A 24,618-nucleotide genomic window follows, 5' to 3' on the forward strand; every position below is an offset into this window, starting at 1 on the left:
TATGAAATTTGGCTGTACTCAGGCGTAATCGCTGAGCGACTGGGTATAGTATCACTTTATTCGCGGTCAAAAAATCTATGCAAAGACGTCGCCAGCAAAACACATCACAAAAAAAACCTTCCACCGGCTTTATTCGCATTATTAGCGGCTTATGGCGTGGACGAAAGTTGCCTGTACACGATGCTGAAGGGCTTCGACCAACCACTGACCGCGTAAAAGAAACTGTCTTTAACTGGTTAGCACAAGATGTTCCACAAGCTAAATGTTTGGATCTTTTTGCCGGCTCAGGTGGCCTTGGCTTTGAAGCAGCATCACGCCAAGCAGAAATGGTGACCTTAATTGAATTAAATCCAGCCGCCTTTAAGCAGTTACAGCAAAATATAACCGCACTAAAAGCCACTAACATCTCAGCAAAAAATACCGATGCGCTGAGCTTTTTACAGCAACCGGGAAATCCGCATCACGTCGTATTCATCGATCCGCCTTTCCGTAAGGGTCTGTTAAGTGAAGCCGTAGTTCTGTTAGAGCAAAATGGCTGGTTAGCCGATGACGCGATGATTTATATTGAAACGGAAAAAGAATTAGCCATTGAAGGCTTACCTGAGAGCTGGCAATTACACCGAGAGAAAACAGCCGGACAAGTCAGCTTCCGCCTTTACCACCGCCAATCAGAATAAGGACATGATATGAAGGTATTAATTTTATTAGCCAAAGCCGCTATTGGTTTTGTGTGGTTTATTTTGCTGCTGAATATATTCATGCCCTTCCCGGGTAAAGCGGCGATTGCCCTTTATATTATGGCGGCATTTTTGTTCATGATGCACGGTCTACAAATGCTGATCTTCATTGGTGCTTTTGGCGACAAAGTAAAAATGAGTCGTTGGGAAAGATGGTCGATTCTTATTTTTGGCATTTTTGCTTTGCTCGACATTCGTCGCAAACACATGATGTAAGCATTTCCTTACGGTCATTATCGCAACAAGATCTCTAAACTATCGATAGCAAAATGCCGCTCAAAAGAGCGGCGTTTTTTATAACAGCACGGTATGACGCTACTGACTTGCCTAAGCCAGATAGTTTTTTACACCATCAAGGAACATTTGAGTCGATAGCATCACCAACAGTAACCCCATCAAACGCTCAACGGCTTTTAAGCCGCGCTCACCCAGAATGCGATGGAAGAAACCATAAAACATCAGGATAAAGAACGTCGCACCCCACGCCAGTAAAACGGCTGCCGACAACTCAAGCAACTGATCTGGATACTGGCTAGATAACAGCAAAATTGCTGCAATCACTGACGGGCCAGCGAGCATTGGGATCGCCATAGGCACAATGAATGGCTCTTCACCTGCCGCCAACCCTGTAATGCTGCCACCACTCGGAAAAATCATCTTAATCGCAATGATGAACAGGATAATGCCGCCTGAGATGCTCAACGTTTCCGGCTGTACATGTAAGAAGCTCATGATGCTCTTACCGGCAAACAAGAACAGCATTAGAATCATTAGCGCAAAACAAAGCTCACGCATCAGCACCTTACGGCGACGTTTTGGATCCAAATGCTTAAGAATCGACAGAACAATGGGCAAATTTCCCAGCGGATCCATAATTAAAAACAGCATGGTCGCTGCAGACAAAATTTCCATTCCTTCCCCTCCAAAATTTAGTCGGCGAAGTATAGCGACTTCCCTAACGATTCGCTCTATTTAAGCTTTGTTCGTCGTGTTTTTATCTAATTAAAAACGAATTAGTGTCCACAAACACGCTCAACATTAATTGTCCATTTACCCTCTACTTCGATGATTTTTTCACGCTGAAGGAAAAAGTCGAACAAGCTATCAAACTGAAAACCTTCCTGCTTACAGGTACGAAACTGAGCCTGCTTGCCAAATTGCTCACTCACTGCATCACTCAGCTCTTGCTTAGTCATTGGTTGTTCGCGTAATAGATTTAACACTTTGTGAGCGTGGATTTCGTTACTCATGCTTAGCACCTTTATATTGAAGTTAGTCTTTATAAATCGGCGCCAAGCATAAGGGAAAAGGATGAGGGCAACAATCCGTGTTCAACAATCAAGCCAGAGACTTCAATGTTGCACAGCGTTGCGATCAACCCATTAGATAATGAATGAGGCCACAATCAAGCTGTGAGCAAGCAAATAGCTGGCCGAAATCAGATAGCGCCCCGCAACAAGCGGCTGCCGATAATCATGAATCGCCAATAGCGTGGCTGAAATTGTTAATGACAGGCTACCTAAGAAGGCCAATAAGGCTTGATGAGTGTGTTGCAACAACCACAACTCACCAGTGACCCAATTCAATTGCAGTAAGACCATCCCCATGATCACGACAGGGAAAATAAGTCGGTCGATTTTTGGTAATAGTAAGAAAAAGGCCACAATACCCATTGCAAGCAACATCGCCGCCAACCACCACACAACTTGGCCAGAAAGCTGTAACCAAAAAGCGGTGCTATAACAAAGCTGAGCGGCAATAAAGCTAGCAAAACAGATGCGTTGACTGCGCTTAGAAATGTACAGCCCATCCGCTAACATAGAAATCACTAGCCCGAGTGATATCCACCACTCAAGTTGCCCAACCAAGCCATCTTGACTCCAAAGCATGACCAATAACAGCAACAGTGAAAAAGCCGAAAAAAATACTGCGGTTTTGCGTTGATGACTTTCACAGGCAGAACTCGTGATGAATCCAGATAACGCGACAGCAAGCCAGCTCCACATAACAACACCTCTATCTAATTCGAAGGCTCAGTTTAGGCGCGACGCTTAAATTGTCTACCAACCAAGAACAAAAGTTGGATCTTGATTACGATTCATCCACTTAGTGTTCATTTGCTATTTATCTGTCACCGCCATGACAAAAAACAGCCTTGATTAGGCTACTTGCTCCATCAAAGACAGCCCAACGCACAAAAACCATAAAGTTTAACATCACAAAAATAAGATAAACTAAAGAACTAATATAAAAACCATTAAATAACAGCACCTTATATTGAGATAACTTTAAATCAGCCTCAGAACCACAGCGAAGATGAACCAATAAAATAAATTCCACCTTTCAGAATGCTAAAACCACCTTCAACTAGTGAGAATTAATCTCAAAAACAACTCTCACCCAATGAGAAATAGAAACAAATGAAAACTACGACCAGTAATTGCCACCAATACATCAAAAATAGACAATATCTTATTGAGTGTTTTATGTTCAATTTTTAAATCAATAAAAAACAACAACTTAACACCAAGTAATCCTTATGCGGTATAAAAAAAACACTCAAAAAACGACCAGCTCAACAAGCTTATAACGCCCATAAACCGCTAAAATCGACACCATAAATTTGTTTTTTATGGGCATTTTCAAGATCTAACTTGATCAACCCACCAAAAACCTGCTATTCTGTAAAGCATAGTAACTAACATCACAGCAAAGGAGCAGAGTTATGATTACTTCTTCACAAAAACAAGGACTTGTAATGATCGCCGTTGTCGTTGGCCTAATGACTCTGCCAATGATGTACTAAGTCAAATACAAAAAAAGAAAGGGACGCCAATGGCGTCCCTTTTTGATTTTAGCTGCGAAAACAGGCGTTAATCGGCTAACTTTTCTACTTATGCCGAAAAGTCAGTCATCGTTCATGACTTACCAATTTAACCACTTCGCCCGTGATTACTAGAAATGGTTAGATAATACATCCCAATGCGCATAGTAGAACAGCATCGCAGCAAGCGTGATTAAGGTCATGAGTGAGATAGCGACCCGCCAAATAAAGCGGCTACTTCTAGGCGTCAGCTCTTTTTCACACTCATCACACACCGTCAGAAATTTACGGCGACTGTCGAGCTTGTAATCATACTCATGCACGACTTTATTACGGATCGTCGCAATGTAGCGAAGCTTGCCAACCACATTGTGAGGCAAGCGCTCTTCACAGCTGGTGATTAACTGATGAAGACCCTTCCCTTCGGCATGGTACTGTGATCTCAGGAGATGCTCGATTTTTCGCGTGCGAGTTACGACACTATCAATATCAGACATCCATTCTCTCCCTGTTAATTAACTTCACTCTCCAATTCCTATTTATGTTCAAAATGAACAAGTTGCAATAAAAATAATACCAAACGATCGGTTAATCCCTAGCTAGATTAACGAGCAAATCATCAATAGCTTGTGATGTGGATCGAAGTTCTATTTGTCACATCCACAATATGTGGTTTATATCTCAGAGCATAGCCAACATCCCTGTGAAAAAGTAGCTAGAATGCATACTGAGTTCACGGGGAGGAACTAATGCCAATTTCACTTTATTTCGCTATTGCACTACTGGGCTTACTTGCCGGTTGGGTCTTCACTAATTTCTATCGTCGTCACATGCAAGGTGAAGATGCGCCAGAACAAACCGTGAATGTCACGATACTCGATAAACAGGCCATTTCAAATGACGAAGCACAGCCCGGCCAAGACGATCAAGAGTATTGGATCTACGTGCAGAAAGGCAAAATCGGCCCTAAGCGTGAGTTTCAAGTGGGTATTCACTACTTTCAAGCGCTTAATCCTGGAGATAAAGGCACTTTGACCTATCAGGGTGATAAGTTTCTACACTTTGCCATGAAACGTTAAGCCTGCTGCACTAATGCTACGGCAATAACCACGCTGTCTTTTTCGAGCGCGCTAACAACCAACTTAATCCTAGCGCGCCAATGCCACTGATCAGAACCCACAGTGGGATTACCCATAACGGATTACCTTGATGCCAACCCAATGTTTTCATCGGCCATAAAAAAATCGGATGAAGCAGATAGATCCCCAAGCTATATTGGCTGATAAACGCAACCACGTCATAAATGCGCTGAGGCAGCTTATCACTCAAATATCGACAGATAACAAAGACCATACTCGCGGCTAAAACAACATTAAGCGTTTTGTACGATAGCCAACGACCAACCGTGTACTGCCCCGCTTCAACGCTATTTGCGATCACCATCCACACCGTGAGCATTAAGGCAAAGATCCCAAGCCAAGTGGCAATCATCACGCTCAGCGGATTGAGCGGTAATTTCTTATACAGCAAATATCCCAACGGTAAGTAACCGCTGTATAGCCACATTTGAGCACTCCATGGGCCATCAATCTTAAATAGGTACAATATAGTGGTGAGCAACCATATACCCACAAAAGCAAAAATTGCTTCGTCGTGACCTCGTTTTACTGCCCACTGAAAGAAGGGGATAACAAAATAGAGTGGAATAAAATAGTAGAAAAAGCCCAAGTGGTAGTAAGTCGCGTGTGATGGACTTTGTTCAAGAACGTTAAGTGCCTCTTGACCATCAAAGCCAGCCAATGACCATCCCGACAAATAGGCATAAAACAGCGACCAAACGAGAAAAGGCACTAACACCTTACCCAAGCGTCTTTTCACGTAGTAACCCAATTCAAAATCACGCTTATCACTGAGCATTAACGCTCCAGTGATCAAAATAAAGACGGGCACCGCCCAACGACTGATACTGTTTATCGAAACCGCGCTTGCCCATTGGTCAAAAGGGATCACTCCTAACTCGTTGCGATATGGTGCCAAAACATGAATAGCAATAACCGCAATCGCAGCAACACAGCGCAAAAGGTCAAAAAAGCGAACGCGTTCTCTCATAAAATCATCAAACAGGAAGGTTATGCTATTGAATATAGCAATAAAAAAGCTGACTAAACCAAAGATACGTTACGGTTTAGTCAGCTTTTAGTAAGGGAGCCATGCTAAGCATGCTCGAATCGAGCAGATTAGGCAGAAGCTGGGTTCAGCTTCGGTAGCTTTATTGAAATCACCGTAGTGATGGCTAAGAAAGCAAAAGAGACCCAAAGACACGCTGACAAGCCTGCCATTTGGAATACCCACCCAGAAAGAACGGTACCAATTAAACGTCCCATCGCATTAGCCATATAATAGAAGCCAACGTCCAATGACACGCCATCGCCTTTTGCATAGCTCACTATCAGGTAAGAATGCAGTGATGAATTGACGGCAAAAACCGCACCAAAAATCATCAAGCCCACCACAATCACGAATTGTGGCTGCCAACCAATTTGTACTGCATAAGCAATACCAGCAGTGATCACCGCCAGCAATGCAGCCCAAGCAAAAGCCGCACTACCATCAGGAACTCGCCCTTGCGCTTTTCCGGTAATCTTAGGCGCGAGGCCTTGAACAAAGCCATAAGCAATCACCCACAATGCGAGGAAGCCACCAACCCACAGATGTGACCAACCAAACACGCTACCTAAATAGATTGGCAACGCAATCACAAACCACACATCACGGGCACCAAACAAGAACATACGTGCGGCAGACAGAATATTGATCGGTTCAGATTTAGAAAAAATCTGGCTAAACTTCGGCTTAGTTTTCGCTTTGCCCATATCGCGCTCTAAACCAAACAGGCTGCCAATCAACACCAAGCCAAGTAACCCTGCCATTAGTAAGACCGCGACTTGGAACCCCACCAGCGAAAGCAGTAAACCACCGACAAAGAAGCCCACCCCTTTCAGTGCATTCTTTGAACCTGTCAAAATGGCGATCCACTTATACAGTGCGCCTTGCTGATCATCGGGGACTAAACTCTTAATTGAGCTTTTGGCGCTCATTTTATTAAGATCCTTGGCAATACCGGACATTGCTTGAGCCAGCATTACCCAAGGGATGGTTAACCATACATTAGGTACTGCAAGCATCACTAACGCTACAATCTGCATCCCTAGGCCAAGGTTCATGGTTTTATTCAAACCCAATCTTGCACCTAACCAGCCACCAATAAGGTTGGTCACTACGCCGAAAAATTCATAAAAAAGGAATAACGAAGCGATCTCTAACGTGCTGTAACCTAAATCATGGAAATAGAGCACCACCAGCATTCGCAGGGCGCCGTCCGTGACGGTGAAGTTCCAGTAATTAAATGTCACCAACATATATTGGCGAACACTTTTACTTAGATTGGCAAACATAACCCACCTTGTTTGTTCAGTAAAAAGAGCTTTGGGACACCCATGTTCCAAAAGCTCTACAAACTGTTATTCGCCTTGAGCAACCTGCTCGATATACGCTATTTGCACTGGCTTAGTAAATGCGCCAGGACGTAAGGCTTGAACCTGTGAAACGACCTCATCCAATGCCCAATCACGCTCAAGCAATAGATGCGCGGCAAGCAAACCGGTACGGCCAGAACCGCCCATACAGTGCATCGCCACTTTGCCACCTTTATCCACAATCGCTTGCAATGCTGGAGAAGCGGCTTGCCATTTGCTCATAAAGTTACCGTCTGGCGCGCAATCATCTTCGATTTCAATTTGAAACCACTGCATACCAAGCTCTTGAGTTAACGACCCAAGCTGGGAAACGTTTTTCTCTGCTAGTTCTTTATAATCCAACGCCGTCACAATTGCTTCGACGCCCTGCGCTTTCAGCTGTTCTAAGCTTTCATATAAAGAAGCATCTTTAGTACCTGGGCAAGGGGTTAAGATCAGTGCGCCTTCTGCTACGTCAAGTTGCCATGTTGGGTGAGCTAAATCTGAATGTGTCATGATTGTTTCCTTATGCTAAACCGACCGTACGAACGAGCTCCGCCGTACGAGTTGCGTAACCCATTTCATTGTCATACCAAGCGTAAATCTTCACCATGCGCTTACCAACAACCATGGTCGAGAGCGCATCCACGATGGTTGAACGTTGATCGCCTTTATAATCAATCGAAACTAATGGGCGTTCTTCAAAACCTAGAATACCTTGCAGTTCACCTTGCGAAGCTTCTTTCAGTAAAGCATTCACTTCTTCCGCTGTCGTATCGCTTTTCACATCGAAAATGATATCGGTTAGTGAGGCATTCGCCAGCGGAACACGGACTGCATGACCATTAATCTTGCCTGCTAATTCAGGGAATATTTCCACAATCGCCGTCGCAGAACCAGTTGTCGTGGGGATAAGACTCATGCCACAAGCACGTGCACGACGAAGATCTTTATGCGGCGCATCTAAAATGGTTTGCGTATTGGTTAAGTCATGGATAGTGGTAAAAGCCGATTGCTCAATACCTAATTTTTCATGGATCACTTTAACGATCGGTGCAATACAGTTGGTTGTGCATGACGCAGCGGTCACAATGCGGTGTAGATCAGGATTAAAAATCTCATCATTCACACCCACAACAATATTCGCGACCCCCTCTTCTTTCACTGGCGCAGAAACCACAACGCGCTTCACGCCCTGTGCAAGATATTGATTTAGAAATGCCGTTTTACGGTGCACTCCGGTCGCTTCAATCACCACGTCACACTGAGGAATCCCCTAATGATTTTGATAAAAATCATAAATTTAAGGTAGATGCACATCTTGTCATGTGATCAAATGGTTCTGAGAAAAATCAATAACCAGACAACAAGATGTGCGAACTCGATATTTTACACGACTCTCTTTACCAATTCTGCCCTGAATTGCACTTAAAACGACTCAACAGTTTAACGCTGGCTTGCCACGCATTACTTGAATGTAAAACGCTCACTCTTACCGAACTTGGTCGTAACCTGCCAACGAAAGCCAGAACAAAACATAACATCAAACGAATCGACAGATTGTTAGGTAATCGTCACTTGCACAAAGAGCGACTCGCTGTATACCGTTGGCATGCCAGCTTTATCTGTTCAGGTAATTCGATGCCCATTGTTCTTGTTGACTGGTCTGATATTCGTGAGCAAAAACGGCTTATGGTATTGCGGGCTTCGGTGGCACTACATGGTCGTTCTATTACTCTTTATGAGAAAGCCTTTCCGCTTTCAGAGCAATGTTCAAAGAAGGCTCATGACCAATTTCTAGCCGACCTTGCAAGCATTCTACCGAGTAACACTACACCGCTCATTGTCAGTGATGCTGGCTTTAAAGTGCCATGGTATAAATCCGTTGAAAAGCTAGGTTGGTACTGGTTAAGTCGAGTCAGAGGGAAAGTGCAATATGCAGATTTAGGTGCGGAAAACTGGCAACCTATCAGCAACTTACATAGCATATCCTCAAGTCGCTCAAAGACTTTAGGCTATAAGAGGTTGACTAAGAGCAACCCAATTTCATGTCAAATTGCACTGTATAAATCACGTCCTAAAGGCCGAAAAAATCAGCGTTCGACACGGACTAATTGTCATCATCCGTCACCTAAAATCTACTCCGCTTCGACAAAAGAACCATGGGTTTTAGCGACTAACTTGCCCGTTGAAATCCGAACACCAAAGCAACTTGTTAGGCTCTACTCGAAGCGTATGCAAATTGAAGAAACCTTCCGAGACTTGAAAAGCCCAGCCTACGGTTTAGGCCTCCGTCATAGCCGAACTAGCAGCTCAGAGCGCTTTGATATCATGCTGCTAATCGCCCTAATGCTTCAACTGACATTTTGGCTTGCTGGAGTTCATGGTCAGAAACAAGGTTGGGATAAGCACTTCCAAGCTAACACTGTCAAAAATCGAAATGTACTCTCAACAGTGCGCTTAGGGATGGAAGTTTTGCGGCATTCTGGCTACACAATAACGAGGGAAGACTTGCTCGCGGCTGCAACCCTGCTTGCTCAAAATCTATTCAAACATGGTTGTGCTTTGGGGAAATTATGAGGGGATCCCTCAGCACGTCACAGCCTGACCAATCCACCGCATCAATAGCTTTTTGTTGGGTCGTTTTAATGCGCTGATCGGCAATGATCATCTCATCACCTTCTACTTGCACAGAGTGGTTCCAACGGCCCTGTATGGAATCAAATTCCAGCAGATGTGCTAATGTTGCACAGTCACCTGCGACATCATTGATGGCAACAAATTCTAGCTCTGGCCAGTCGAAAGCGGCGCGAAGTGCAAGACGACCAATACGGCCGAATCCGTTAATCCCTACTTTAATAGTCATAATCGAGTCTCTTTCTATGTTTATTGGCAGCAAACAGGACGAGCCTGAATCGCGTTAAGTCTATCGATGTCTTGTTGGTACTCAGTTTTTAAACAGTTTGAGGCCACCAAGTCATCAATCAATTTGTTCATCCATCCCGGAAGGTCAGCCGCACGACGATAGAACACCCATTGCCCTTGGCGCACATCAATCAAGATGCCGCTAGAACGTAATTGAGCAAGGTGACGTGATATTTTCGGTTGGCTCTCTTGCAGCGCTTGCGTAAGTTCACCTACAGAAAGACATTCCTCTCGTATGATAAGCATCAAGCAACGCACTCGAGTCTCGTCGGAAAGTAATTTGAAAAACTGGTGAGGTAGCATAAATATACTCATATATGGATATGCGTATATATTGTTTTATTTTTTTACTTTGATCAAGCGCGAGAAACGTCTTGTCATAAATAATTCATTTTCTCAGAGGGAGGAGGACTTAACTAAGTTGTTGAATGGTTTGGCTCCACTTTTGAGCCTCTGCGATTTTTATCATCACATCATCCATGGATAAATTGAGCAGCTCACACGCTTCTTGCATCCCTTGCCAATCGGCTTTTTCATAACACTCTTCGATAGTTAACAAAATGCCGTAAGGGCCTTTACGCTCAAGTAAAGCAAGCCTAATCGCTTGGTTCAAAGGAAGTTGATCGACTAAATGCTCAATAGAAAGATCAAACATCGCGTCTAAGATGGAAAACAAGCCAATGAGAAACGCTTGGTCTTGCTGTTGTTGAAAAGGGTTAGTGTTCGACATCAAAGAGCAGAACTGCGCCCGCTGCAGAGAAAGGTTAAACAACTCTCGGGGCTTTTTGGTAGAAACAAAAGAAGCCACCGCCAGCGAGACAAACATTTTCAATCGGTCTTGGCCCAAATAAATTAAAGCCTGACGAAATGAGGAAATCGAAACCTCTAGTCTTTCCGATAGCGAGTTTACAAAGTGCAGCAGCTTGTAAGACAGCGTGACATCTTTCGCTACGATACGTTCGACACGGTCAAAATTCACCTCGGTCTGGCACACCTCGCGAAACAACTCCATCGCTATCAATTGCTCTGGACTCACATAGCGTTGTCGTACCATTTCTGGCTTGCTAAAGAAGTACCCTTGAAAGAAGTGAAAACCCGCTTCACGCACAGCGGTAAATTCTTGCTCGGTTTCGACACGCTCCGCTAAGTATTTACGCTTGCTACCTTGGGCAAGTCGTTGACGAGCAAATTGGCAGGCGTTGTCTAATCCCATGGCAGAAATGTCTATTTTGACAATATGGACTAAGGGAAGAAAACGCTCCCACTCACGACTATAAACGAAATCGTCCAATGCAAGCAGATAGCCTTGCTGCCGCAACTCGCGAACGGCAGCATACAACTCATCGGTAGGCTGGCAAGTTTCGAGTACTTCAATGACAATTTTATCTTTCGGTAACGAGAGCGGCAGGCGACGAATAAGACTTTGATAAGGGAAGTTCACAAAACAGCGAGAGTGAGCAATGACAGGGTTAGTGCCAATGCTCATAAAATTTTCAGCAATTAGACGATAAGTCGCACGGTTTGATTCCACATGAGCAGGGTAGGCATTTTTTTCACCATCACGAAACAGCAGCTCATACCCTAGGGTTTGCCGCCGTGCGTTCAGTATTGGTTGCCTTGCCACATAAGTATGCTTCATTAACCCACTATATTGTCATTATTATCAGCTATTTAACCTTTGGCTGTCGCCAATAATGCCCCACATCCAACAAACATGGAACCGAATACCTTATTGATCTTACCCATTACATTTTCAGAACGAATGAAGCGTCCCATTTGTGATGCCAAAGTGGTGTAACCCAGCATCACAATTGCGTCGATCACCACAGTTGTTGCGCCTAGTATCGCAAATTGCACCACTTGCGGCTTGGTTGGATCAATAAATTGCGGAAAAAGAGCCACCAAAAAGACAATTGATTTCGGGTTGGTTAAGTTAATCAATACCGCATTACGCATTAAATGCCAGCCACTGAGTTGTAGATCGGTATTGTTGGTCGACAAACTGGCTTGATCACGCCATTTCTGAACACCAAGCCAAACTAGGTAAGCGGCCCCTACCCACTTTATTACCGTAAATGCCATCGCAGACTGAGCCACCAGAGCACCAATACCCGCTCCCACCAGTACAATATGAAAAGCCAAGCCAATTTGCAGACCAACAATTGCACCTAATGATTTACGCGTTCCATAACTTAAACCATTACTGATGGAATTCACGGTACCTGAGCCGGGCGCAAGACTAAAAACAATCGCGGTCACGATATAAGCGAACCAAACATGCAGATCCATGGTATTTCCTCTCGACTAAACAGCGTTAGCCACACATAATTTAAACTCGTTGTACTACCCAAAAGACGTTAGGGCCAACCAAACATGACTACAGAGAGCGCAATCATTCAGCCTCGTTATACTCAAGAGTCCCATTTTGAGCAAGCAATCAATAACGAAGTTGCCGCCTTATGGCACACTCGTGATGAAGGCTTCATTAAGACCTCTGATAAGCGCCAGCTTTTCTGGGTTTCGCTCACTTCAAAAAAGCACTCTAAAGCGATTGTAGTTGTAAATGGCCGTATTGAATGTACCTATAAATATCAAGAATTGTTCTTTGACCTATTTCAGCAAGGTTACAACATCTATGCCTATGATCATCGTGGCCAGGGACTATCAGACCGTTTAGTTGCCAACCATGACATCGGTTACGTCGACGAGTTTGATGACTATGTCGATGATTTGGCTTTAATGGTCAAACACTTCGATCTAGACCACTATAAAAAACGTTATCTATTGGGGCACTCAATGGGGGGTAACATCATCACTCGTTACGTGCAAACCCATCATGAACAACCGTTTGATGCCATGGCCGCAACGGCGCCGATGTTTGGTATGAATCTAAAATGGTATTTAAAACCGATCGCGATGATTCTCAGCCAATTACTCACCGCATTGCACAGCCAACCTAACTATGCTCCAGGCCAAGTACCTTACTACGCAAAACCTTTTGATGGTAACTTACTCAGCCAAAGCCCTATTCGCTACCAATGGTTTCGTCAGCTATATGACACGCAACCACAATTGCAAGTTGGCGGCGCGAGTACACGTTGGGTGTGGCAAAGTATAATGGCATGCAAACAATGCCTGCTGCTCACAAGGCAAATAAAGTTACCGTTTTTATTGCTGCAAGCTGGTGATGATCGCGTCGTCTCCAACCCGGCTCAGATCCGCTTTATTAAGAAGCTGGCCAAAACCAATTCTCACTGTGCAATGAAGATTGTTCATCATGCTCGCCATGAGTTGTTGTTTGAGCGTGACGAGTACCGAAACCAAACGTTACAAACCACTTTGGATTTCTTTGCCCAACATTGATCTAAGCTCGACTAAATAAGGAAAAGGCGTGTTATTTTTTTACCCTCTTTTTTGTCACTAAATTCAAGTAAACTGAGCATTCTGCAATACGATTTCTCGTGTTGCCGCTGTATGTTCAAATGAGGGCAATATGACCACCACACGCAAAGACACTCCTTTTCAATTAGTCGCTTCAGATCTTGATGGCACACTTCTCGCGCCAAACCACCAGCTTAGTGATTTTTCTAAACAGACATTGAAAGATCTGCACGACAAAGGCTACACCTTTATCTTTGCGACGGGTCGCCACCATGTCGACGTTGCCAGTATCCGTGAACAAGTGGGGATTCCGGCGTACATGATTACGGCCAACGGTGCTCGCGTACATGATCAACAAAATCAGTTGATGTACAGCAACAACGTTCCAGCAGAATTGATTCCATCGGTGATCGAAACGATCAAGGAGGATCCAGAGATTTTTATTCATCTTTACCGCAATGATGATTGGATGTTAGATCGTGACGATGAAACGCTGCGTGAATACCACAAAGACTCTGGCTTTACTTACACACTCTTTGATATCAACAACCCACCGACTGAAGGTGTGGCAAAATTGTTCTTCACGCATCCAGCGCAAGATCATGAGTATCTCGTCTCGTTTGAAGAAAAGTTGAATGAAAAGTTTGGCGATAAACTGAATATCGCGTTCTCAACACCTTGGTGTTTAGAAGTGATGGCTGCAGACGTATCAAAGGGAGATGCTCTTCAAGCTGTCGCAGAATCGATGGGCTTCAAACTAGAAAACTGCATTGCCTTTGGTGATGGAATGAACGATGTCGAAATGCTACAAATGGCCGGTAAAGGCTTAGTTATGGAAACCTCACACCCACGCGTTAAACAAACACTACCAAATAATGAAGTGATTGGTAGCAACGCCGATGATGCGGTTGCCCATTACTTGCGTGAACATTTGTTCTAAATTGCTCATTAGTGATCAAAAGGCAGCTCTGGCTGCCTTTTTTGTTTTTATCGCAACCATTTTCTCTAACCGTCCATTTCCTTTCCGTTATCGGCAACTTTTCCCTATCGTTCGCTGTCTATAAACAAGAGATCTGGTTCAGTTTTCAATAACCAGCCATAATAGCTCTTGATGACAGTTCGTATAAGGAAGATAAACATGAAGGCGCTGAGAACCCCAGTCGCAATCGCCAGCCTACTGGCACTACAAGCTTGCTCAATGTTCGACACAAGCTCTGAGCTTGCATCGGCAAAAACACAACAAGCAAATGCCAGTTTAGACCAACCGAACTCCATCAAACCGCAAACGTTCATTATGCATGGCGAAGTGATCCTTGGCCATGAAGTCAGTTCCATTCAGCCCTGTGGCAGTGAACAACAATACTGGCTATCGCTGGATAATGATAAATTCCAACAGGGTATTAAACTCACCAATACACCTTACCAGCCTATGTATGGCGAGATGATTGGCCACTTAGAAACCTCGGGGAACGAAGGCTTTGACGCCGACTACACCGCCCGCTTTGTGGTTGATAAGGTCAATATGCTTACCGCTGAAAACCCTCATCGATGTGAACGCAAAACGCAAAATACCCGTGCCTTTGGCAATGAACCTTTTTGGTCATTAGATTTCACTCCGACTCATTTAAACTTTCAGCCTATGGGAGGCGCAAAGCTAGATTTTCCAATCACCACCTCACGCATTGAGCCCAACCGTCGTCGCTACGATTTTGACCAAGGTCAGCTAGAGCTCAATTTGCGCAGCTGTTCTGATGGCATGAGCGATAGCTTGTATGGCTGGAGCGCGAACTTAGTCATTGATGGGAAAAACTATAATGGCTGTGCGACCCTGTCTAACGCTGATGCAACCCAAAGCTGGGTTGGAAGCTACCAAGCAGCATCAACCCAAAACAGCACCTTTAGCATAAAATTAGATGTAAAAGCTGATCATACCGCCACAACGACATATCAATATGCGGATGGCAGCAATGACTCTGTTGAGCGCGGTTATTGGCAACAACTCAATGCCAACCAAGTCCAAGTGGTAATGACCCACCACCAGCAGCAACCTTTACTCTCTGAACGTCTATTTACTCGTGATGGTGATAAGCTAAGCGCGAATAAAGAGAAAGTCGGCGAGATTATTTATCCGATTGCCGATGGTGGTTTAGTCTTGTTTAAGGCGGAATCACCTGAGATCTCATCGGCTCAACAAGGTAGCAACTTAATCAGCCAAGCCATTCCTTCATCGGCAGAATTTAATCCTAAAGTCGACCGCGCTCTGCGTGACTATTTCAAGGCAGAAAACATTGACCCAGAAAACACCCGCTATCGCTGGCTCACTTATGATTTAAATGGTGATAACCAACCTGAATTACTGGTACAACTCGATTGGTGTGGTTCAGGTGGCTGTACTCTGTTGATTTTTGCCAATAATGACCAACAATGGCACTTCAATAGCCGTATTACGCTAGTCAATACGCCACTCAATCTCGGTAAAAACGCGCAGCACGGTTGGCGTGATTTAGTACTATTTGTCAGTGGTGGTGGCGCGCAACCTAACCAACACTTATTACGCTATAGCGGCTCACATTACCCACTCAATCCAAGTGTTGCGCCTGTCGCCGGGCTCAATGATATTAGCCAAGTACAATTATTCAGTGATGGCCTCACTCCACACCAGCAAGGGGTACAGATGTGATGCCATTGTCATCAACAAACACACATCAAAATGGTGCATGTGCCGATTGCGGCCTGCACCATCAATGTGTCTGCTCGCACCTGCCTAAGTTTGAATTACCCGCGCATATTGCGCTACTAATGCATGAAAATGAGTTAACCCGAGAAACCAATACCGGCCAATGGCTTTTGAAAGCCATCTCTTCCACCAGCCTGCATATTTGGCAACGTAAGCAGCCTTGCCCCAAACTACTGGCAATGATCAACGATCCCGCTTACTGTGCATATTTACTGTTTCCCAATGACGAGAGCATTGCGCTAAGTGATGCCTATCATCATGCCGAACAGACCTCTAGCTCGAAAACTCCCTTATTCATTGTGTTAGATGGCACCTGGCAAGAAGCAAAAAAAATGTGGCAAAAGAGCCCATGGCTCCAAGTATTACCGAGCGTGCATTTACTGCCACAACAGCAATCTAGCTATCAGTTGCGTCGCAATCAACAGCAGGGACATTTATGCACGATTGAGGTAGGAAGTTGTATTGTCGAAGAGTTAGGTTTTGCAGTACAAGCGCAGCAACTGAATGACTTTTTCCAGCACTATATGCGCGCCTTCCAAGCTGATAAAAGTGGCCACGCCTTAAAAGCTAAGACGCGTCTGTGATGGGCGGATGTTATAGCGTTAGCAAGGCATCTAATTGATGAATCTCGATGTCTGGCAGTAAACGAGCATGGCGTGCTTTAGTTAACGACACGCCTTGGTCGTTATACCAACAGGCTTGGAAACCATTTCGTTTCGCGCCTGCGACATCCGTGTTGAGGTGGTCGCCAACATGCAAGATGCGTTTCGCTTCTATTGCTAAATACTGCTGCGCTTTAACAAACATATCCGCATGTGGCTTAGCATAACCATCACGTCCACCTTTTAGCACTAAGCTAAAATAATCACTCAAGCCAATACGCTCTAAATCGACATTACCATTGGTGATTGCGACCAATGATCTTTTCTCTGCTAACTGAGCCATCACGCGATGCGTCTCTTGGGGAACAATAAAATCACTACGGTGTTCGAGTGTGACTTGCAGCAAATCGTCAGCAGCTTGGTGTGCTTGAGATGACGAATAACCCAAGAGCATCAAGCCTTGCGCAGTCGTGCGGTGACGCCACTGCGTCAGATCGCTATAAAGCCAGTGGTCTTGTTCCGCCAAAGCCATTTTTAACTCTAACCACCACTGTTCTGAATGGGTAGCAGAGATCGGGTGATGATGATGAAACCACTGATTCACTTGCTGAGTCATCTTACGGATCACTGGGCGGTTATCATATAAGGTGTCATCGAGATCAAAGCTCATCGCTTCGATTGGTTGCCGTGAACGGTAAAATTTCATCATGTCACCTTTTGCTGTTCATTCGCCAGTTGCACACAGAGTCATTATTGGATTATTTCTTTTTCGCTCGAGGATGGGCCTGATCATACACTTGTGCCAAGTGCTGGAAATCAAGGTGGGTATAAATTTGCGTGGTCGAGATATTCTCATGCCCGAGCAATTCTTGTACCGCACGTAGATTATTACTCGACTCCAGCATATGAGTAGCAAACGAATGACGCAGTTTGTGTGGACTAATATGGCTCGCGACCGATTGTTTTTGTCCCCACTCCGCCATGCGCTTTTGTACGTTGCGATGCGAGATCCGAACACCCAGCTTAGAAACAAATAGCGCTTTTTCATCACTATTGGCTAAACCAGAACGGACTTTTAACCATTTGCCGACCCACTCTTTGGCCATGCCTGAAAACGGCACTTTACGTTCTTTATCGCCTTTACCGACCACGCGTAGCTCGCCACTAAACAAGCTAACATCTCTCAGATTCACACTCACCATCTCAGCTAAACGTAAGCCTGCGCCATACATCAGTTCCATCATGGCACGATCGCGAATCGAAAGAGGATCATCATCGGTGACTTCGAGCAGTTGACCGACTTCATCCACATCGAGATTTTTCGGTAGTGGGCGTTTTTTTCTTGGTGCCGAAACCCCTTTCGCCGGGTTCGCGGTTAACTCGCCACGCAACAAAAGAAAGTCAAAGAAACTGCGAAGGCAAGAAAGACGAGTCGCCAAGCTACTGGCTTTCATCCCTTCACGCATGCCTTTACTCGCGAGTTGACGTACCCAAGCAGCATCGACTTGTGTCCAGTCATTTAAGCCCATGCTGCGCAGGTGCTGCGCCATGGTTTCCAGCTGCTGTTTGTAATTACGTTGGGTATGAAGACTCAGCCCTTTTTCACTTCGCAGGTATTCATAGAAGCGATCCAAGGGCTGTTGAAGACTATTAGGCAGAGGTTGTACTGATTCGCTCATTGCTGTCCACTTGCCAAGGTAGCGTGGCGATAACATGAGAAAGTACCGACGCTAAATGGCGTAAAAACAAGGTATCCATATGTGGTTGGAAGTGGCCGCCATCTTCACTGGAAAACGCTATCAATCCTTGAGTTTTTCCTTTACTTAAAGGTAGCACAACGTAAGAACCAAGCTCTGGCGAACGATTGTGTTCCCCGAACAACAGCTCTCGGTCGGCTTTACGCATTCGGCCTAAGTACGCAGACTTACCATTTAGGTGATTGGTAGCGAAACGCTGGTAATGCTCTGGTGCGAGTCGATTGCGTGCCGATTGAGAATCGAATAAACGCACATAAGCGACTAAACCAAGTGACTTGGCTTTATTTTCAATCGCCTCAATCGCATCCAATAATGCATCACTTTTCAAAACCTGCTCTTGCAGATCCATAAATTCGTGAAAGGTCTTGTCATTGTTAGCCGCCAACGACATTAAACCGGTAATCTCTTCTTCTAACTCTTCAATTCGCTGGCGCTGACGATTCATTTGAATATGCACCAATGAAACCGCACCTTGCTCTTGATTAGCCAGAGCTAAACGATCCACCAATTCACGACGGTCGACAAAAAAATCTGGATTGTCACGCAGATACTCTGCAACCACTTCTGCAGTCAATGCATCCGCTTTTATTTGAGACACAAAACGATCCTTAATTAACAGTTAATCTGACCATCATAAACATGGCTCGCAGGCCCTGTCATATACAGCGGACTGCCGACTCCTTTCCAGCGAATACTCAAAGATCCACCAGGTAGGGAAACCCTAACGGTTTCATCCAATAAACCCTGCAAAATACCCACAGCAACCGCACCACAGGCACCACTACCACAGGCTTGTGTTTCACCTGCACCGCGTTCGTAAACACGTAGTCTCACTTCGTTGCGATTCACCACTTGCATAAAGCCAGCATTGACGCGCTCAGGGAAACGTTCGTGCGATTCGAGTAATGGCCCTAACGTTTCTACATCCGCGGTATCGACATCATCGACCACTGTCACTACGTGTGGGTTACCCATGCTGACCGCACCACAGAAAAGGGTTTTTTCTTCAGTGCGCAGAATATAGGTTTTTTCCATTTGTTTGGCTTTAAATGGAATTTTACTTGGCTCAAATTCAGGCTCACCCATATTCACGGTGATCTGATCGTCCTCTTCACAATAGAGAACCATTTTGCCTTTTTTAGTGCTCACGCTGATGCTGTATTTATTGGTCAGGCCTTTCATACGCACAAAACGAGCAAAGCAGCGTGCACCATTACCACATTGCTCAACTTCGCTGCCATCCGCATTGAAAATGCGGTAATGAAAATCGGTTTCTGGATCATATGGCGCTTCAACCACCAGTAGCTGGTCGAAACCGACACCAGTATGACGATCCGCCAAGCGGCGGATCAAATCAGGTGAGAAAAAGATGTTTTGAGTAATGCAATCCACAACCATGAAATCATTACCCAAACCATGCATTTTAGAAAAATGGAAATGCATACAGTCTCTATTACTCCGGTAAAACGCTCTCTAGCGCCCATAGGCTAGTGAGTTCTTCGCGTTGACGGACTAGGTGGGCTCGATTGCCATCAACCATCACCTCTGCCGCACGAGTACGCGTATTGTAGTTAGACGACATCACAAAGCCATAAGCACCAGCAGAACGTACCGCCAGTAAATCATTTGGCTCTAACGCCAATGAACGGTCTTTGCCCAAGAAATCACTGGTTTCACAAATAGCCCCGACCACATCGTAATCTTTTGCGGCACCATCTCGCGGTGTCACTGGCACGATATCTTGCCACGCTTGGTATAGCGCAGGGCGCATCAAGTCGTTCATCGCCGCGTCAATAATGGCAAAGTTTTTGTGTTCAGTGTGCTTTAGGAATTCAACCTTAGTCAGTAAGACACCGGCGTTGGCGCAGATGGCACGACCCGGTTCGAAGATCAATTCAAGATCTTGATGATTATCTAGGCGACCAAGTAAGGCTTTGGCATAGTCAGATGGCTGAGGAGGCAACTCATCACGATAAACAACACCAAGACCACCACCCACATCCAGATGGCGAATATTGATGCCTTTCGACTTCAACTCATCAATCAGAGCCAATAGACGATCGGTAGCATCAATGAAAGGTTCAAGATCCGTCAACTGTGAACCGATATGGCAATCTATGCCTTTGACATCAAGGTGAGGTAATTGAACGGCAAGTTCATACACCACTGGAGCACGATCAAAAGCGATACCAAATTTGTTTTCACGTAAACCAGTAGAAATGTATGGATGGGTCTGAGCATCGACATCTGGATTGATGCGTAATGAGACCGGCGCTTTCACCCCTAATTCTGCCGCGACTTTATTTAAGCGCTCCAGTTCAGGTTCAGATTCAACATTAAAACATTTAATGCCAAGTTCTAACGCACGTTTCATTTCCGCTTCTGTTTTACCTAAGCCAGAAAACACAACTTTACTTGGCTCACCACCTGCCGCGATAACACGCTCAAGCTCACCGCCTGAGACAATATCAAAGCCAGAACCTAAACGAGCCAGCGTATTCAATACGCCAATGTTTGAGTTGGCTTTCACTGCGAAACAAACTAAATGCGGGTGTTCACCAACGGCTTTATCAAACGCATGCCAATGACGTTCCAGCGTTGCACGTGAATAGACATAAAGTGGTGTTCCAAATTGCTCTGCTAAATCAGATAAAGGAACCTCTTCGGCCCAAAGTTGGCCATCATCCTGATAATTGAAGTAATCCAAAATTGCTTTCCCTTTTAAGATTTTCTTTGTCGACTGACCGACATCACTTGCCGATATTAATTTTCTTGAGACTGCTCATTCTGCGGAGCATCGTCAGGCATGTAGAGCGGACCTGTTTGACCGCAACCTGCCAAACCCAACATTGATAGTAAAAACAGAGCTAAGATTGATTTTTTCATGGGGCTAATCGTGATTATTATTCCAATGCCCCCTATAATCGCACCACACTCAAGAAAAGCAATAGGATAGACAAGATGAACGAGACAGAATTTCATCAACTTGCGGACAAACAAATGCAAATCATCGAAGAAATGATTGATGATTCTGGCGCGGATATCGATTTTGAAACTTCAGGCAATGTGATGACGCTAGAATTTGAAAATCGCAGTCAAATCATCATCAACCGCCAAGAACCAATGAAAGAAATTTGGTTAGCTTCGCGCTCTGGCGGCTTCCATTTTGCTTATATTGATCAACAATGGATTTGCTCTAAGACGGGCGTTGAACTGATTGCCATGGTTAAGCAAGAGTGTGAAAAACACGCCGACGAAGAAATTGAATGGGTGTAACCGAACTGGCTTTCTCCTCCGCCAAGTGCGATAAAGACCATACAAACAATAAGAGCACCTTTATGGTGCTCTTATTCGATCTCAATACTCTGTGCGATTAGGCATTAATCGCTCGATTCGGCTTGGTGTAGGTCGCGCCATCATTTCGATAAGGCACAATGTAGGGCTCTTCATCGACGTTATGCACAATCTGATAATACTGCGGTAAGTTAAAGTTAATCAGCTTCGATGCCACTTGGCTATCATCACGCGCGGAAGTATAGAAACTATTCACGCTAGCGATCATCTCATCTTTCTCGCCATTAAACTGGTGATAAACTTCCACTCGGTTGGATTCATCCAACACATAAATATTGAAGCCTTGCTCATTATCTTCAAAGAAGAACTGCACCAAACCTTCGCTGGCATAGTTATCTACAATTTCTGGCAACTGGTAATCTTGATCTTTATCCAACATCAACAGCGGTGAGCCTTTGAGCTTATTGGAAGAAATACTGCGATAAAAATCAACCGAGTTTTCCAGCATCTGCACTGAAACACCACGACGCTCAAAGAACAAACCATACATCTGCTGAGCAATGCGTAGAGCTTTAAAGCGGCGACGCTTTTCTTGCTCAACCGGTTTTAAACGCAAGTCGATACATTCAGCCAACAACTGATAGACCATATTACGCATTACGCCGCGTAGATTTTTGCTGTAACAGAACACGTCCACAGATTCTGGTGGCAACGCGTCTTGATGCATTTTGCCCAATACGGTTTTCAACGCATCGAGCATTGCCGTTTCACCTTGGAAATGTAGCGTTCTCACTTCATGCCAAGAGTTACGGTAGACCAAATCGACACTGCCGACCAAGCACTTCTGCTCAGGGCCATAACTAAACACATCGATATTTTTCAAATCGACTTTAAGCGACTTGCCGCTCAACTCTGCAGTTGGATCATCTTCGAAGTTGATGAACATGGCCAATTGGCTGATTTCACATGGGCTCGCAAGCGCCTGCATTGTTGGGCGACGTTTACGCAGCGAGAAGGTATTACGCAAATCGCTGACCATTTGATAAAACTTATCAATATCCAGATACGCATCGCGAATCACCGAATTTAAGCGTGTCGATTCGGTGATCAAACCATTAAAAAATGCCCACGCCACTAACTTACTTAAGTATTCGTTGTGCTCAAGATGAGGCTGACCAAGAATACGCATCGGTTGCAGTGGTTGCTTGTAGAGATACCAACCTGACTGATTAGTACGCCCTTGCGGCACTTCAATAAAGGTCAGATCCGGCTCGTGTAGATCCGGTGAAATTTGTGGGTTAAGTAAGGTTACCTTACCTGGCAAGACTTCAAAGGCCGCATAAAGCTTACGCGCCAAAATACTGATGTCCTGCGGGCTAATAGCCGAAGTAATATCATTGCGGCGCGCAAATTGGATCAGGTTGCGGTAGCTCAGCATCAAAGCATCAAGCAATGCATGGTGCACCACTTTCACTTGCTCAACTTTCCAATGTCGTCGGTCATCAAGCTCAACGATGGTTGCCTGTGACCAATGCCATTGCTTCACCATTTCGTTCATTGCTTCACGACGCCATGCGACAGAACCGACACCCGGTTCACGCGACAGTTTTTCATGCGTTTTGAGATAGAAACAACGGCGGACAAGATCAAGACGCGTGGTATCGCCAATACGCTCTAAATAACGAGTAACCTTCTCGAGCATCAGATAATACGTATCCATGCCATAAAGATCGGGTTCATCAGCAAAGAAGCGACGCTTGGTATCTAAACTTAAAAGCTGAGTATTTGGGTACTCCCACGAATACGCTTCTAACAGGATGGCTTTCAGTACCGACTTATAAGGTGAGTCGATACTTTTGTACAACTGCCACAAATTCGAGCCGAAATATTCTTCCGCTGGAATTCGGTTCAACTGACCAAAATCAATCCAAGTAGAACAATCTATCGTGCCGGCATGACACAAACGCTCTACGTATTCGTCGTAGCACTCTTCCATTTCTGGCGGCACTATCTGCCATAACAATCGTTGTCCAGCCAAACGGACTGCACTGCGATAAAATTCATCCAACAACAGCATGTGTTGTGATGAACCACAGTTATCACCGGTCATTTCTTCAGAACGATTCGACTTAAAGCGATCTTCATCCATGATGAAAAAGTTCGCTTCCACCCCTTGGCTTTGTGCCCAATCAGTAATCAACAAGCATTTATTGTTGAGGCTTTCGCGCTCATCATGACTCATTGATGGTGATACACAGACCCAAATATCCAAATCACTCGAGGTACTTTGCCCGATTGATGAGGTACTGCCCATGGTATAAAGCGCAAGGATAGAGGGAGTCTCTCGAGAGACCAGTGATTGGCCAATGGTTAGCTCAGTATCTTCAACAAATTGACGTTGAATTGAATTCAGATCGAGATGATGAATCCCATAAGGAACTTGAGCGTCATAAAAGCCAGGGAAAACAGGATGGTTGTAGTGTAGGAGGACAGGAATCAGATGGAAGACTCGCTGAGCTTGCAAATCCATAAGCGCCAGCGCGCGATCGATTCGCTGCTGGTTTAAGTTATCTAATCTTTGGATCAACTTCTCAGTGTAAGCCTGCAAGGGTTATTCCTTGAATGATTTCCTATTCGATGCTTCGGTTAATAATTCGTCTAAAGCACCAACAAAACGTGATCAATCTATCATTTTTATTTGAATTGGTAAAGAATTGTACGATCGATTCTACATTGTTTTGCTGCTCAACTTCCGTCGTTCACTCACCCCATAGTGTGGTGTGTAACTCTATTTTCTTATAACAGCCTAGTCGATAAACGGGATAGCTATCACACTATTTTGGCAA

At 44.8% G+C, this 24,618-nt stretch carries 27 protein-coding genes and 2 pseudogenes; 9 read left to right on the plus strand and 20 right to left on the minus strand.

The genetic code is table 11. The features are described 5' to 3' along the window. The first annotated feature begins 77 nt into the window (after positions 1-77). Complete coding sequence (gene rsmD / locus RJD38_RS05590) at positions 78-677, plus strand: 16S rRNA (guanine(966)-N(2))-methyltransferase RsmD (RefSeq protein WP_009384153.1); 600 nt, start codon at positions 78-80, stop codon at positions 675-677. A gap of 9 nt (positions 678-686) precedes the next feature. Beyond that, positions 687-953: a DUF1145 domain-containing protein gene (locus tag RJD38_RS05595; RefSeq protein WP_005600061.1), complete on the plus strand. Its 267-nt coding sequence runs from the start codon at positions 687-689 to the stop codon at positions 951-953. Positions 954-1,064: 111 nt separating this feature from the next. On the opposite strand, the gene RJD38_RS05600 is transcribed toward RJD38_RS05595, so the two are convergent. From RJD38_RS05600 to RJD38_RS05620, 5 genes are all read right to left on the minus strand, one after another. After that, positions 1,065-1,649 (minus strand): YhgN family NAAT transporter, encoded by a 585-nt coding sequence (locus RJD38_RS05600; protein ID WP_005600059.1) that lies wholly within the window; start codon positions 1,647-1,649, stop codon positions 1,065-1,067. 101 nt (positions 1,650-1,750) lie between these two features. Continuing rightward, positions 1,751-1,987 carry a YecH family metal-binding protein gene (locus RJD38_RS05605; protein ID WP_065545942.1) on the minus strand — a complete coding sequence of 79 codons (237 nt, stop codon included), beginning with the start codon at positions 1,985-1,987 and terminating at the stop codon, positions 1,751-1,753. A 132-nt stretch (positions 1,988-2,119) separates the two neighbouring features. Beyond that, complete coding sequence (locus RJD38_RS05610; protein WP_005600056.1) at positions 2,120-2,743, minus strand: lysoplasmalogenase; 624 nt, start codon at positions 2,741-2,743, stop codon at positions 2,120-2,122. Positions 2,744-2,861: 118 nt separating this feature from the next. Then, a complete protein-coding gene (locus RJD38_RS05615) occupies positions 2,862-3,077 on the minus strand; it encodes a hypothetical protein (protein WP_065545941.1) in 216 nt (71 codons plus the stop codon). A 615-nt stretch (positions 3,078-3,692) separates the two neighbouring features. After that, positions 3,693-4,058 carry a hypothetical protein gene (locus RJD38_RS05620; protein ID WP_005600052.1) on the minus strand — a complete coding sequence of 122 codons (366 nt, stop codon included), beginning with the start codon at positions 4,056-4,058 and terminating at the stop codon, positions 3,693-3,695. 252 nt (positions 4,059-4,310) lie between these two features. On the opposite strand from RJD38_RS05620, the gene RJD38_RS05625 reads away from it, so the two are divergent. Then, the gene (locus RJD38_RS05625; protein ID WP_005600051.1) at positions 4,311-4,640 is read left to right on the plus strand and encodes a DUF2500 domain-containing protein; all 330 of its coding nucleotides are present in this window, start codon (positions 4,311-4,313) and stop codon (positions 4,638-4,640) included. Between the two features lie 16 nt (positions 4,641-4,656). Here RJD38_RS05625 and RJD38_RS05630 read toward each other — a convergent pair whose 3' ends face one another. From RJD38_RS05630 to RJD38_RS05645, 4 genes and pseudogenes are all read right to left on the minus strand, one after another. Then, positions 4,657-5,670 (minus strand): acyltransferase, encoded by a 1,014-nt coding sequence (locus tag RJD38_RS05630; RefSeq protein WP_065545940.1) that lies wholly within the window; start codon positions 5,668-5,670, stop codon positions 4,657-4,659. Between the two features lie 128 nt (positions 5,671-5,798). Beyond that, positions 5,799-7,016: an organoarsenical effux MFS transporter ArsJ gene (arsJ, locus tag RJD38_RS05635; protein ID WP_065545939.1), complete on the minus strand. Its 1,218-nt coding sequence runs from the start codon at positions 7,014-7,016 to the stop codon at positions 5,799-5,801. Between the two features lie 66 nt (positions 7,017-7,082). Then, positions 7,083-7,592, minus strand: a complete 510-nt coding sequence (locus tag RJD38_RS05640; RefSeq protein ID WP_065545938.1) for a cyclin-dependent kinase inhibitor 3 family protein — start codon at positions 7,590-7,592, stop codon at positions 7,083-7,085. Positions 7,593-7,602: 10 nt separating this feature from the next. Then, positions 7,603-8,340, minus strand: a pseudogene (locus RJD38_RS05645) (glyceraldehyde-3-phosphate dehydrogenase); the annotation flags it as partial. Positions 8,341-8,447: 107 nt separating this feature from the next. Here RJD38_RS05645 and RJD38_RS05650 point away from each other — a divergent pair. Next, entirely contained in the window at positions 8,448-9,656 is a 1,209-nt protein-coding gene (locus RJD38_RS05650) for an IS4 family transposase (protein ID WP_032073033.1), read from the plus strand. Positions 9,657-9,666: 10 nt separating this feature from the next. Here RJD38_RS05650 and RJD38_RS05655 read toward each other — a convergent pair. The 4 genes and pseudogenes from RJD38_RS05655 to rhtB form a co-directional block, all read right to left on the minus strand. Continuing rightward, positions 9,667-9,942, minus strand: a pseudogene (locus tag RJD38_RS05655) (glyceraldehyde 3-phosphate dehydrogenase NAD-binding domain-containing protein); the annotation flags it as partial. Between the two features lie 20 nt (positions 9,943-9,962). Beyond that, complete coding sequence (locus RJD38_RS05660) at positions 9,963-10,304, minus strand: metalloregulator ArsR/SmtB family transcription factor (protein WP_009384171.1); 342 nt, start codon at positions 10,302-10,304, stop codon at positions 9,963-9,965. Positions 10,305-10,413: 109 nt separating this feature from the next. Next, positions 10,414-11,640, minus strand: coding sequence for an EAL and HDOD domain-containing protein (locus RJD38_RS05665; RefSeq protein ID WP_367971407.1), 1,227 nt, complete (start codon positions 11,638-11,640; stop codon positions 10,414-10,416). 32 nt (positions 11,641-11,672) lie between these two features. Continuing rightward, a complete protein-coding gene (gene rhtB / locus RJD38_RS05670; protein ID WP_005600041.1) occupies positions 11,673-12,290 on the minus strand; it encodes a homoserine/homoserine lactone efflux protein in 618 nt (205 codons plus the stop codon). 84 nt (positions 12,291-12,374) lie between these two features. On the opposite strand from rhtB, the gene RJD38_RS05675 reads away from it, so the two are divergent. From RJD38_RS05675 to RJD38_RS05690, 4 genes are all read left to right on the plus strand, one after another. After that, positions 12,375-13,364 (plus strand): alpha/beta fold hydrolase, encoded by a 990-nt coding sequence (locus tag RJD38_RS05675; protein WP_065545937.1) that lies wholly within the window; start codon positions 12,375-12,377, stop codon positions 13,362-13,364. A 130-nt stretch (positions 13,365-13,494) separates the two neighbouring features. Continuing rightward, entirely contained in the window at positions 13,495-14,322 is an 828-nt protein-coding gene (locus RJD38_RS05680; RefSeq protein WP_065545936.1) for a Cof-type HAD-IIB family hydrolase, read from the plus strand. Positions 14,323-14,520: 198 nt separating this feature from the next. Continuing rightward, the gene (locus tag RJD38_RS05685) at positions 14,521-16,062 is read left to right on the plus strand and encodes a COG3650 family protein (protein ID WP_065545935.1); all 1,542 of its coding nucleotides are present in this window, start codon (positions 14,521-14,523) and stop codon (positions 16,060-16,062) included. Then, positions 16,062-16,703 carry a tRNA-uridine aminocarboxypropyltransferase gene (locus tag RJD38_RS05690; RefSeq protein ID WP_065545934.1) on the plus strand — a complete coding sequence of 214 codons (642 nt, stop codon included), beginning with the start codon at positions 16,062-16,064 and terminating at the stop codon, positions 16,701-16,703. The genes RJD38_RS05685 and RJD38_RS05690 overlap by 1 nt, the downstream gene beginning before the upstream one ends. 10 nt (positions 16,704-16,713) lie before the next feature. Here the strand turns inward: RJD38_RS05690 and yigB are convergent, their stop codons facing one another. The 6 genes from yigB to RJD38_RS05720 are packed head-to-tail and all read right to left on the minus strand — an operon-like array spanning position 16,714 to position 21,460. Further along, positions 16,714-17,427: a 5-amino-6-(5-phospho-D-ribitylamino)uracil phosphatase YigB gene (gene yigB / locus RJD38_RS05695; RefSeq protein WP_065545933.1), complete on the minus strand. Its 714-nt coding sequence runs from the start codon at positions 17,425-17,427 to the stop codon at positions 16,714-16,716. Positions 17,428-17,479: 52 nt separating this feature from the next. After that, positions 17,480-18,400 carry a tyrosine recombinase XerC gene (xerC, locus tag RJD38_RS05700; protein WP_065545932.1) on the minus strand — a complete coding sequence of 307 codons (921 nt, stop codon included), beginning with the start codon at positions 18,398-18,400 and terminating at the stop codon, positions 17,480-17,482. Then, positions 18,372-19,076 carry a DUF484 family protein gene (locus tag RJD38_RS05705; protein WP_005600026.1) on the minus strand — a complete coding sequence of 235 codons (705 nt, stop codon included), beginning with the start codon at positions 19,074-19,076 and terminating at the stop codon, positions 18,372-18,374. The genes xerC and RJD38_RS05705 overlap by 29 nt, the downstream gene beginning before the upstream one ends. Before the next feature lie 14 nt (positions 19,077-19,090). After that, on the minus strand, positions 19,091-19,921 hold the full coding sequence (dapF, locus tag RJD38_RS05710; protein ID WP_009384179.1) for a diaminopimelate epimerase: 831 nt from the start codon (positions 19,919-19,921) through the stop codon (positions 19,091-19,093). Positions 19,922-19,931: 10 nt separating this feature from the next. Continuing rightward, positions 19,932-21,185 (minus strand): diaminopimelate decarboxylase, encoded by a 1,254-nt coding sequence (lysA, locus tag RJD38_RS05715; protein ID WP_005600025.1) that lies wholly within the window; start codon positions 21,183-21,185, stop codon positions 19,932-19,934. 56 nt (positions 21,186-21,241) lie between these two features. Beyond that, the gene (locus RJD38_RS05720; protein ID WP_081467402.1) at positions 21,242-21,460 is read right to left on the minus strand and encodes an LPS translocon maturation chaperone LptM; all 219 of its coding nucleotides are present in this window, start codon (positions 21,458-21,460) and stop codon (positions 21,242-21,244) included. On the opposite strand from RJD38_RS05720, the gene cyaY reads away from it, so the two are divergent. Then, positions 21,440-21,754, plus strand: a complete 315-nt coding sequence (gene cyaY / locus RJD38_RS05725) for an iron donor protein CyaY (RefSeq protein ID WP_005600023.1) — start codon at positions 21,440-21,442, stop codon at positions 21,752-21,754. The two genes, RJD38_RS05720 and cyaY, sit on opposite strands and share 21 nt — an antisense overlap. Before the next feature lie 97 nt (positions 21,755-21,851). On the opposite strand, the gene RJD38_RS05730 is transcribed toward cyaY, so the two are convergent. Next, positions 21,852-24,380, minus strand: coding sequence for a class I adenylate cyclase (locus RJD38_RS05730; protein ID WP_005600021.1), 2,529 nt, complete (start codon positions 24,378-24,380; stop codon positions 21,852-21,854). Positions 24,381-24,618 lie beyond the last annotated feature (238 nt).

This window comes from Vibrio scophthalmi (assembly GCF_040869025.1).
In the GTDB taxonomy this organism is placed as follows: Bacteria; Pseudomonadota; Gammaproteobacteria; order Enterobacterales; family Vibrionaceae; genus Vibrio; species Vibrio scophthalmi.

Coding starts and splice junctions, on each gene's coding strand:
- rsmD (WP_009384153.1), top strand. CDS start 78: ATGCAAAGACGTCGCCAGCAAAACACATCACAAAAAAAACCTTCCACC.
- RJD38_RS05595 (WP_005600061.1), top strand. CDS start 687: ATGAAGGTATTAATTTTATTAGCCAAAGCCGCTATTGGTTTTGTGTGG.
- RJD38_RS05600 (WP_005600059.1), bottom strand. CDS start 1,649: ATGGAAATTTTGTCTGCAGCGACCATGCTGTTTTTAATTATGGATCCG.
- RJD38_RS05605 (WP_065545942.1), bottom strand. CDS start 1,987: ATGAGTAACGAAATCCACGCTCACAAAGTGTTAAATCTATTACGCGAA.
- RJD38_RS05610 (WP_005600056.1), bottom strand. CDS start 2,743: ATGTGGAGCTGGCTTGCTGTCGCGTTATCTGGATTCATCACGAGTTCT.
- RJD38_RS05620 (WP_005600052.1), bottom strand. CDS start 4,058: ATGTCTGATATTGATAGTGTCGTAACTCGCACGCGAAAAATCGAGCAT.
- RJD38_RS05625 (WP_005600051.1), top strand. CDS start 4,311: ATGCCAATTTCACTTTATTTCGCTATTGCACTACTGGGCTTACTTGCC.
- RJD38_RS05630 (WP_065545940.1), bottom strand. CDS start 5,670: ATGAGAGAACGCGTTCGCTTTTTTGACCTTTTGCGCTGTGTTGCTGCG.
- arsJ (WP_065545939.1), bottom strand. CDS start 7,016: ATGTTTGCCAATCTAAGTAAAAGTGTTCGCCAATATATGTTGGTGACA.
- RJD38_RS05640 (WP_065545938.1), bottom strand. CDS start 7,592: ATGACACATTCAGATTTAGCTCACCCAACATGGCAACTTGACGTAGCA.
- RJD38_RS05650 (WP_032073033.1), top strand. CDS start 8,448: ATGTGCGAACTCGATATTTTACACGACTCTCTTTACCAATTCTGCCCT.
- RJD38_RS05660 (WP_009384171.1), bottom strand. CDS start 10,304: ATGCTACCTCACCAGTTTTTCAAATTACTTTCCGACGAGACTCGAGTG.
- RJD38_RS05665 (WP_367971407.1), bottom strand. CDS start 11,640: ATGAAGCATACTTATGTGGCAAGGCAACCAATACTGAACGCACGGCGG.
- rhtB (WP_005600041.1), bottom strand. CDS start 12,290: ATGGATCTGCATGTTTGGTTCGCTTATATCGTGACCGCGATTGTTTTT.
- RJD38_RS05675 (WP_065545937.1), top strand. CDS start 12,375: ATGACTACAGAGAGCGCAATCATTCAGCCTCGTTATACTCAAGAGTCC.
- RJD38_RS05680 (WP_065545936.1), top strand. CDS start 13,495: ATGACCACCACACGCAAAGACACTCCTTTTCAATTAGTCGCTTCAGAT.
- RJD38_RS05685 (WP_065545935.1), top strand. CDS start 14,521: ATGAAGGCGCTGAGAACCCCAGTCGCAATCGCCAGCCTACTGGCACTA.
- RJD38_RS05690 (WP_065545934.1), top strand. CDS start 16,062: ATGCCATTGTCATCAACAAACACACATCAAAATGGTGCATGTGCCGAT.
- yigB (WP_065545933.1), bottom strand. CDS start 17,427: ATGAAATTTTACCGTTCACGGCAACCAATCGAAGCGATGAGCTTTGAT.
- xerC (WP_065545932.1), bottom strand. CDS start 18,400: ATGAGCGAATCAGTACAACCTCTGCCTAATAGTCTTCAACAGCCCTTG.
- dapF (WP_009384179.1), bottom strand. CDS start 19,921: ATGCATTTCCATTTTTCTAAAATGCATGGTTTGGGTAATGATTTCATG.
- cyaY (WP_005600023.1), top strand. CDS start 21,440: ATGAACGAGACAGAATTTCATCAACTTGCGGACAAACAAATGCAAATC.
- RJD38_RS05720 (WP_081467402.1), bottom strand. CDS start 21,460: ATGAAATTCTGTCTCGTTCATCTTGTCTATCCTATTGCTTTTCTTGAG.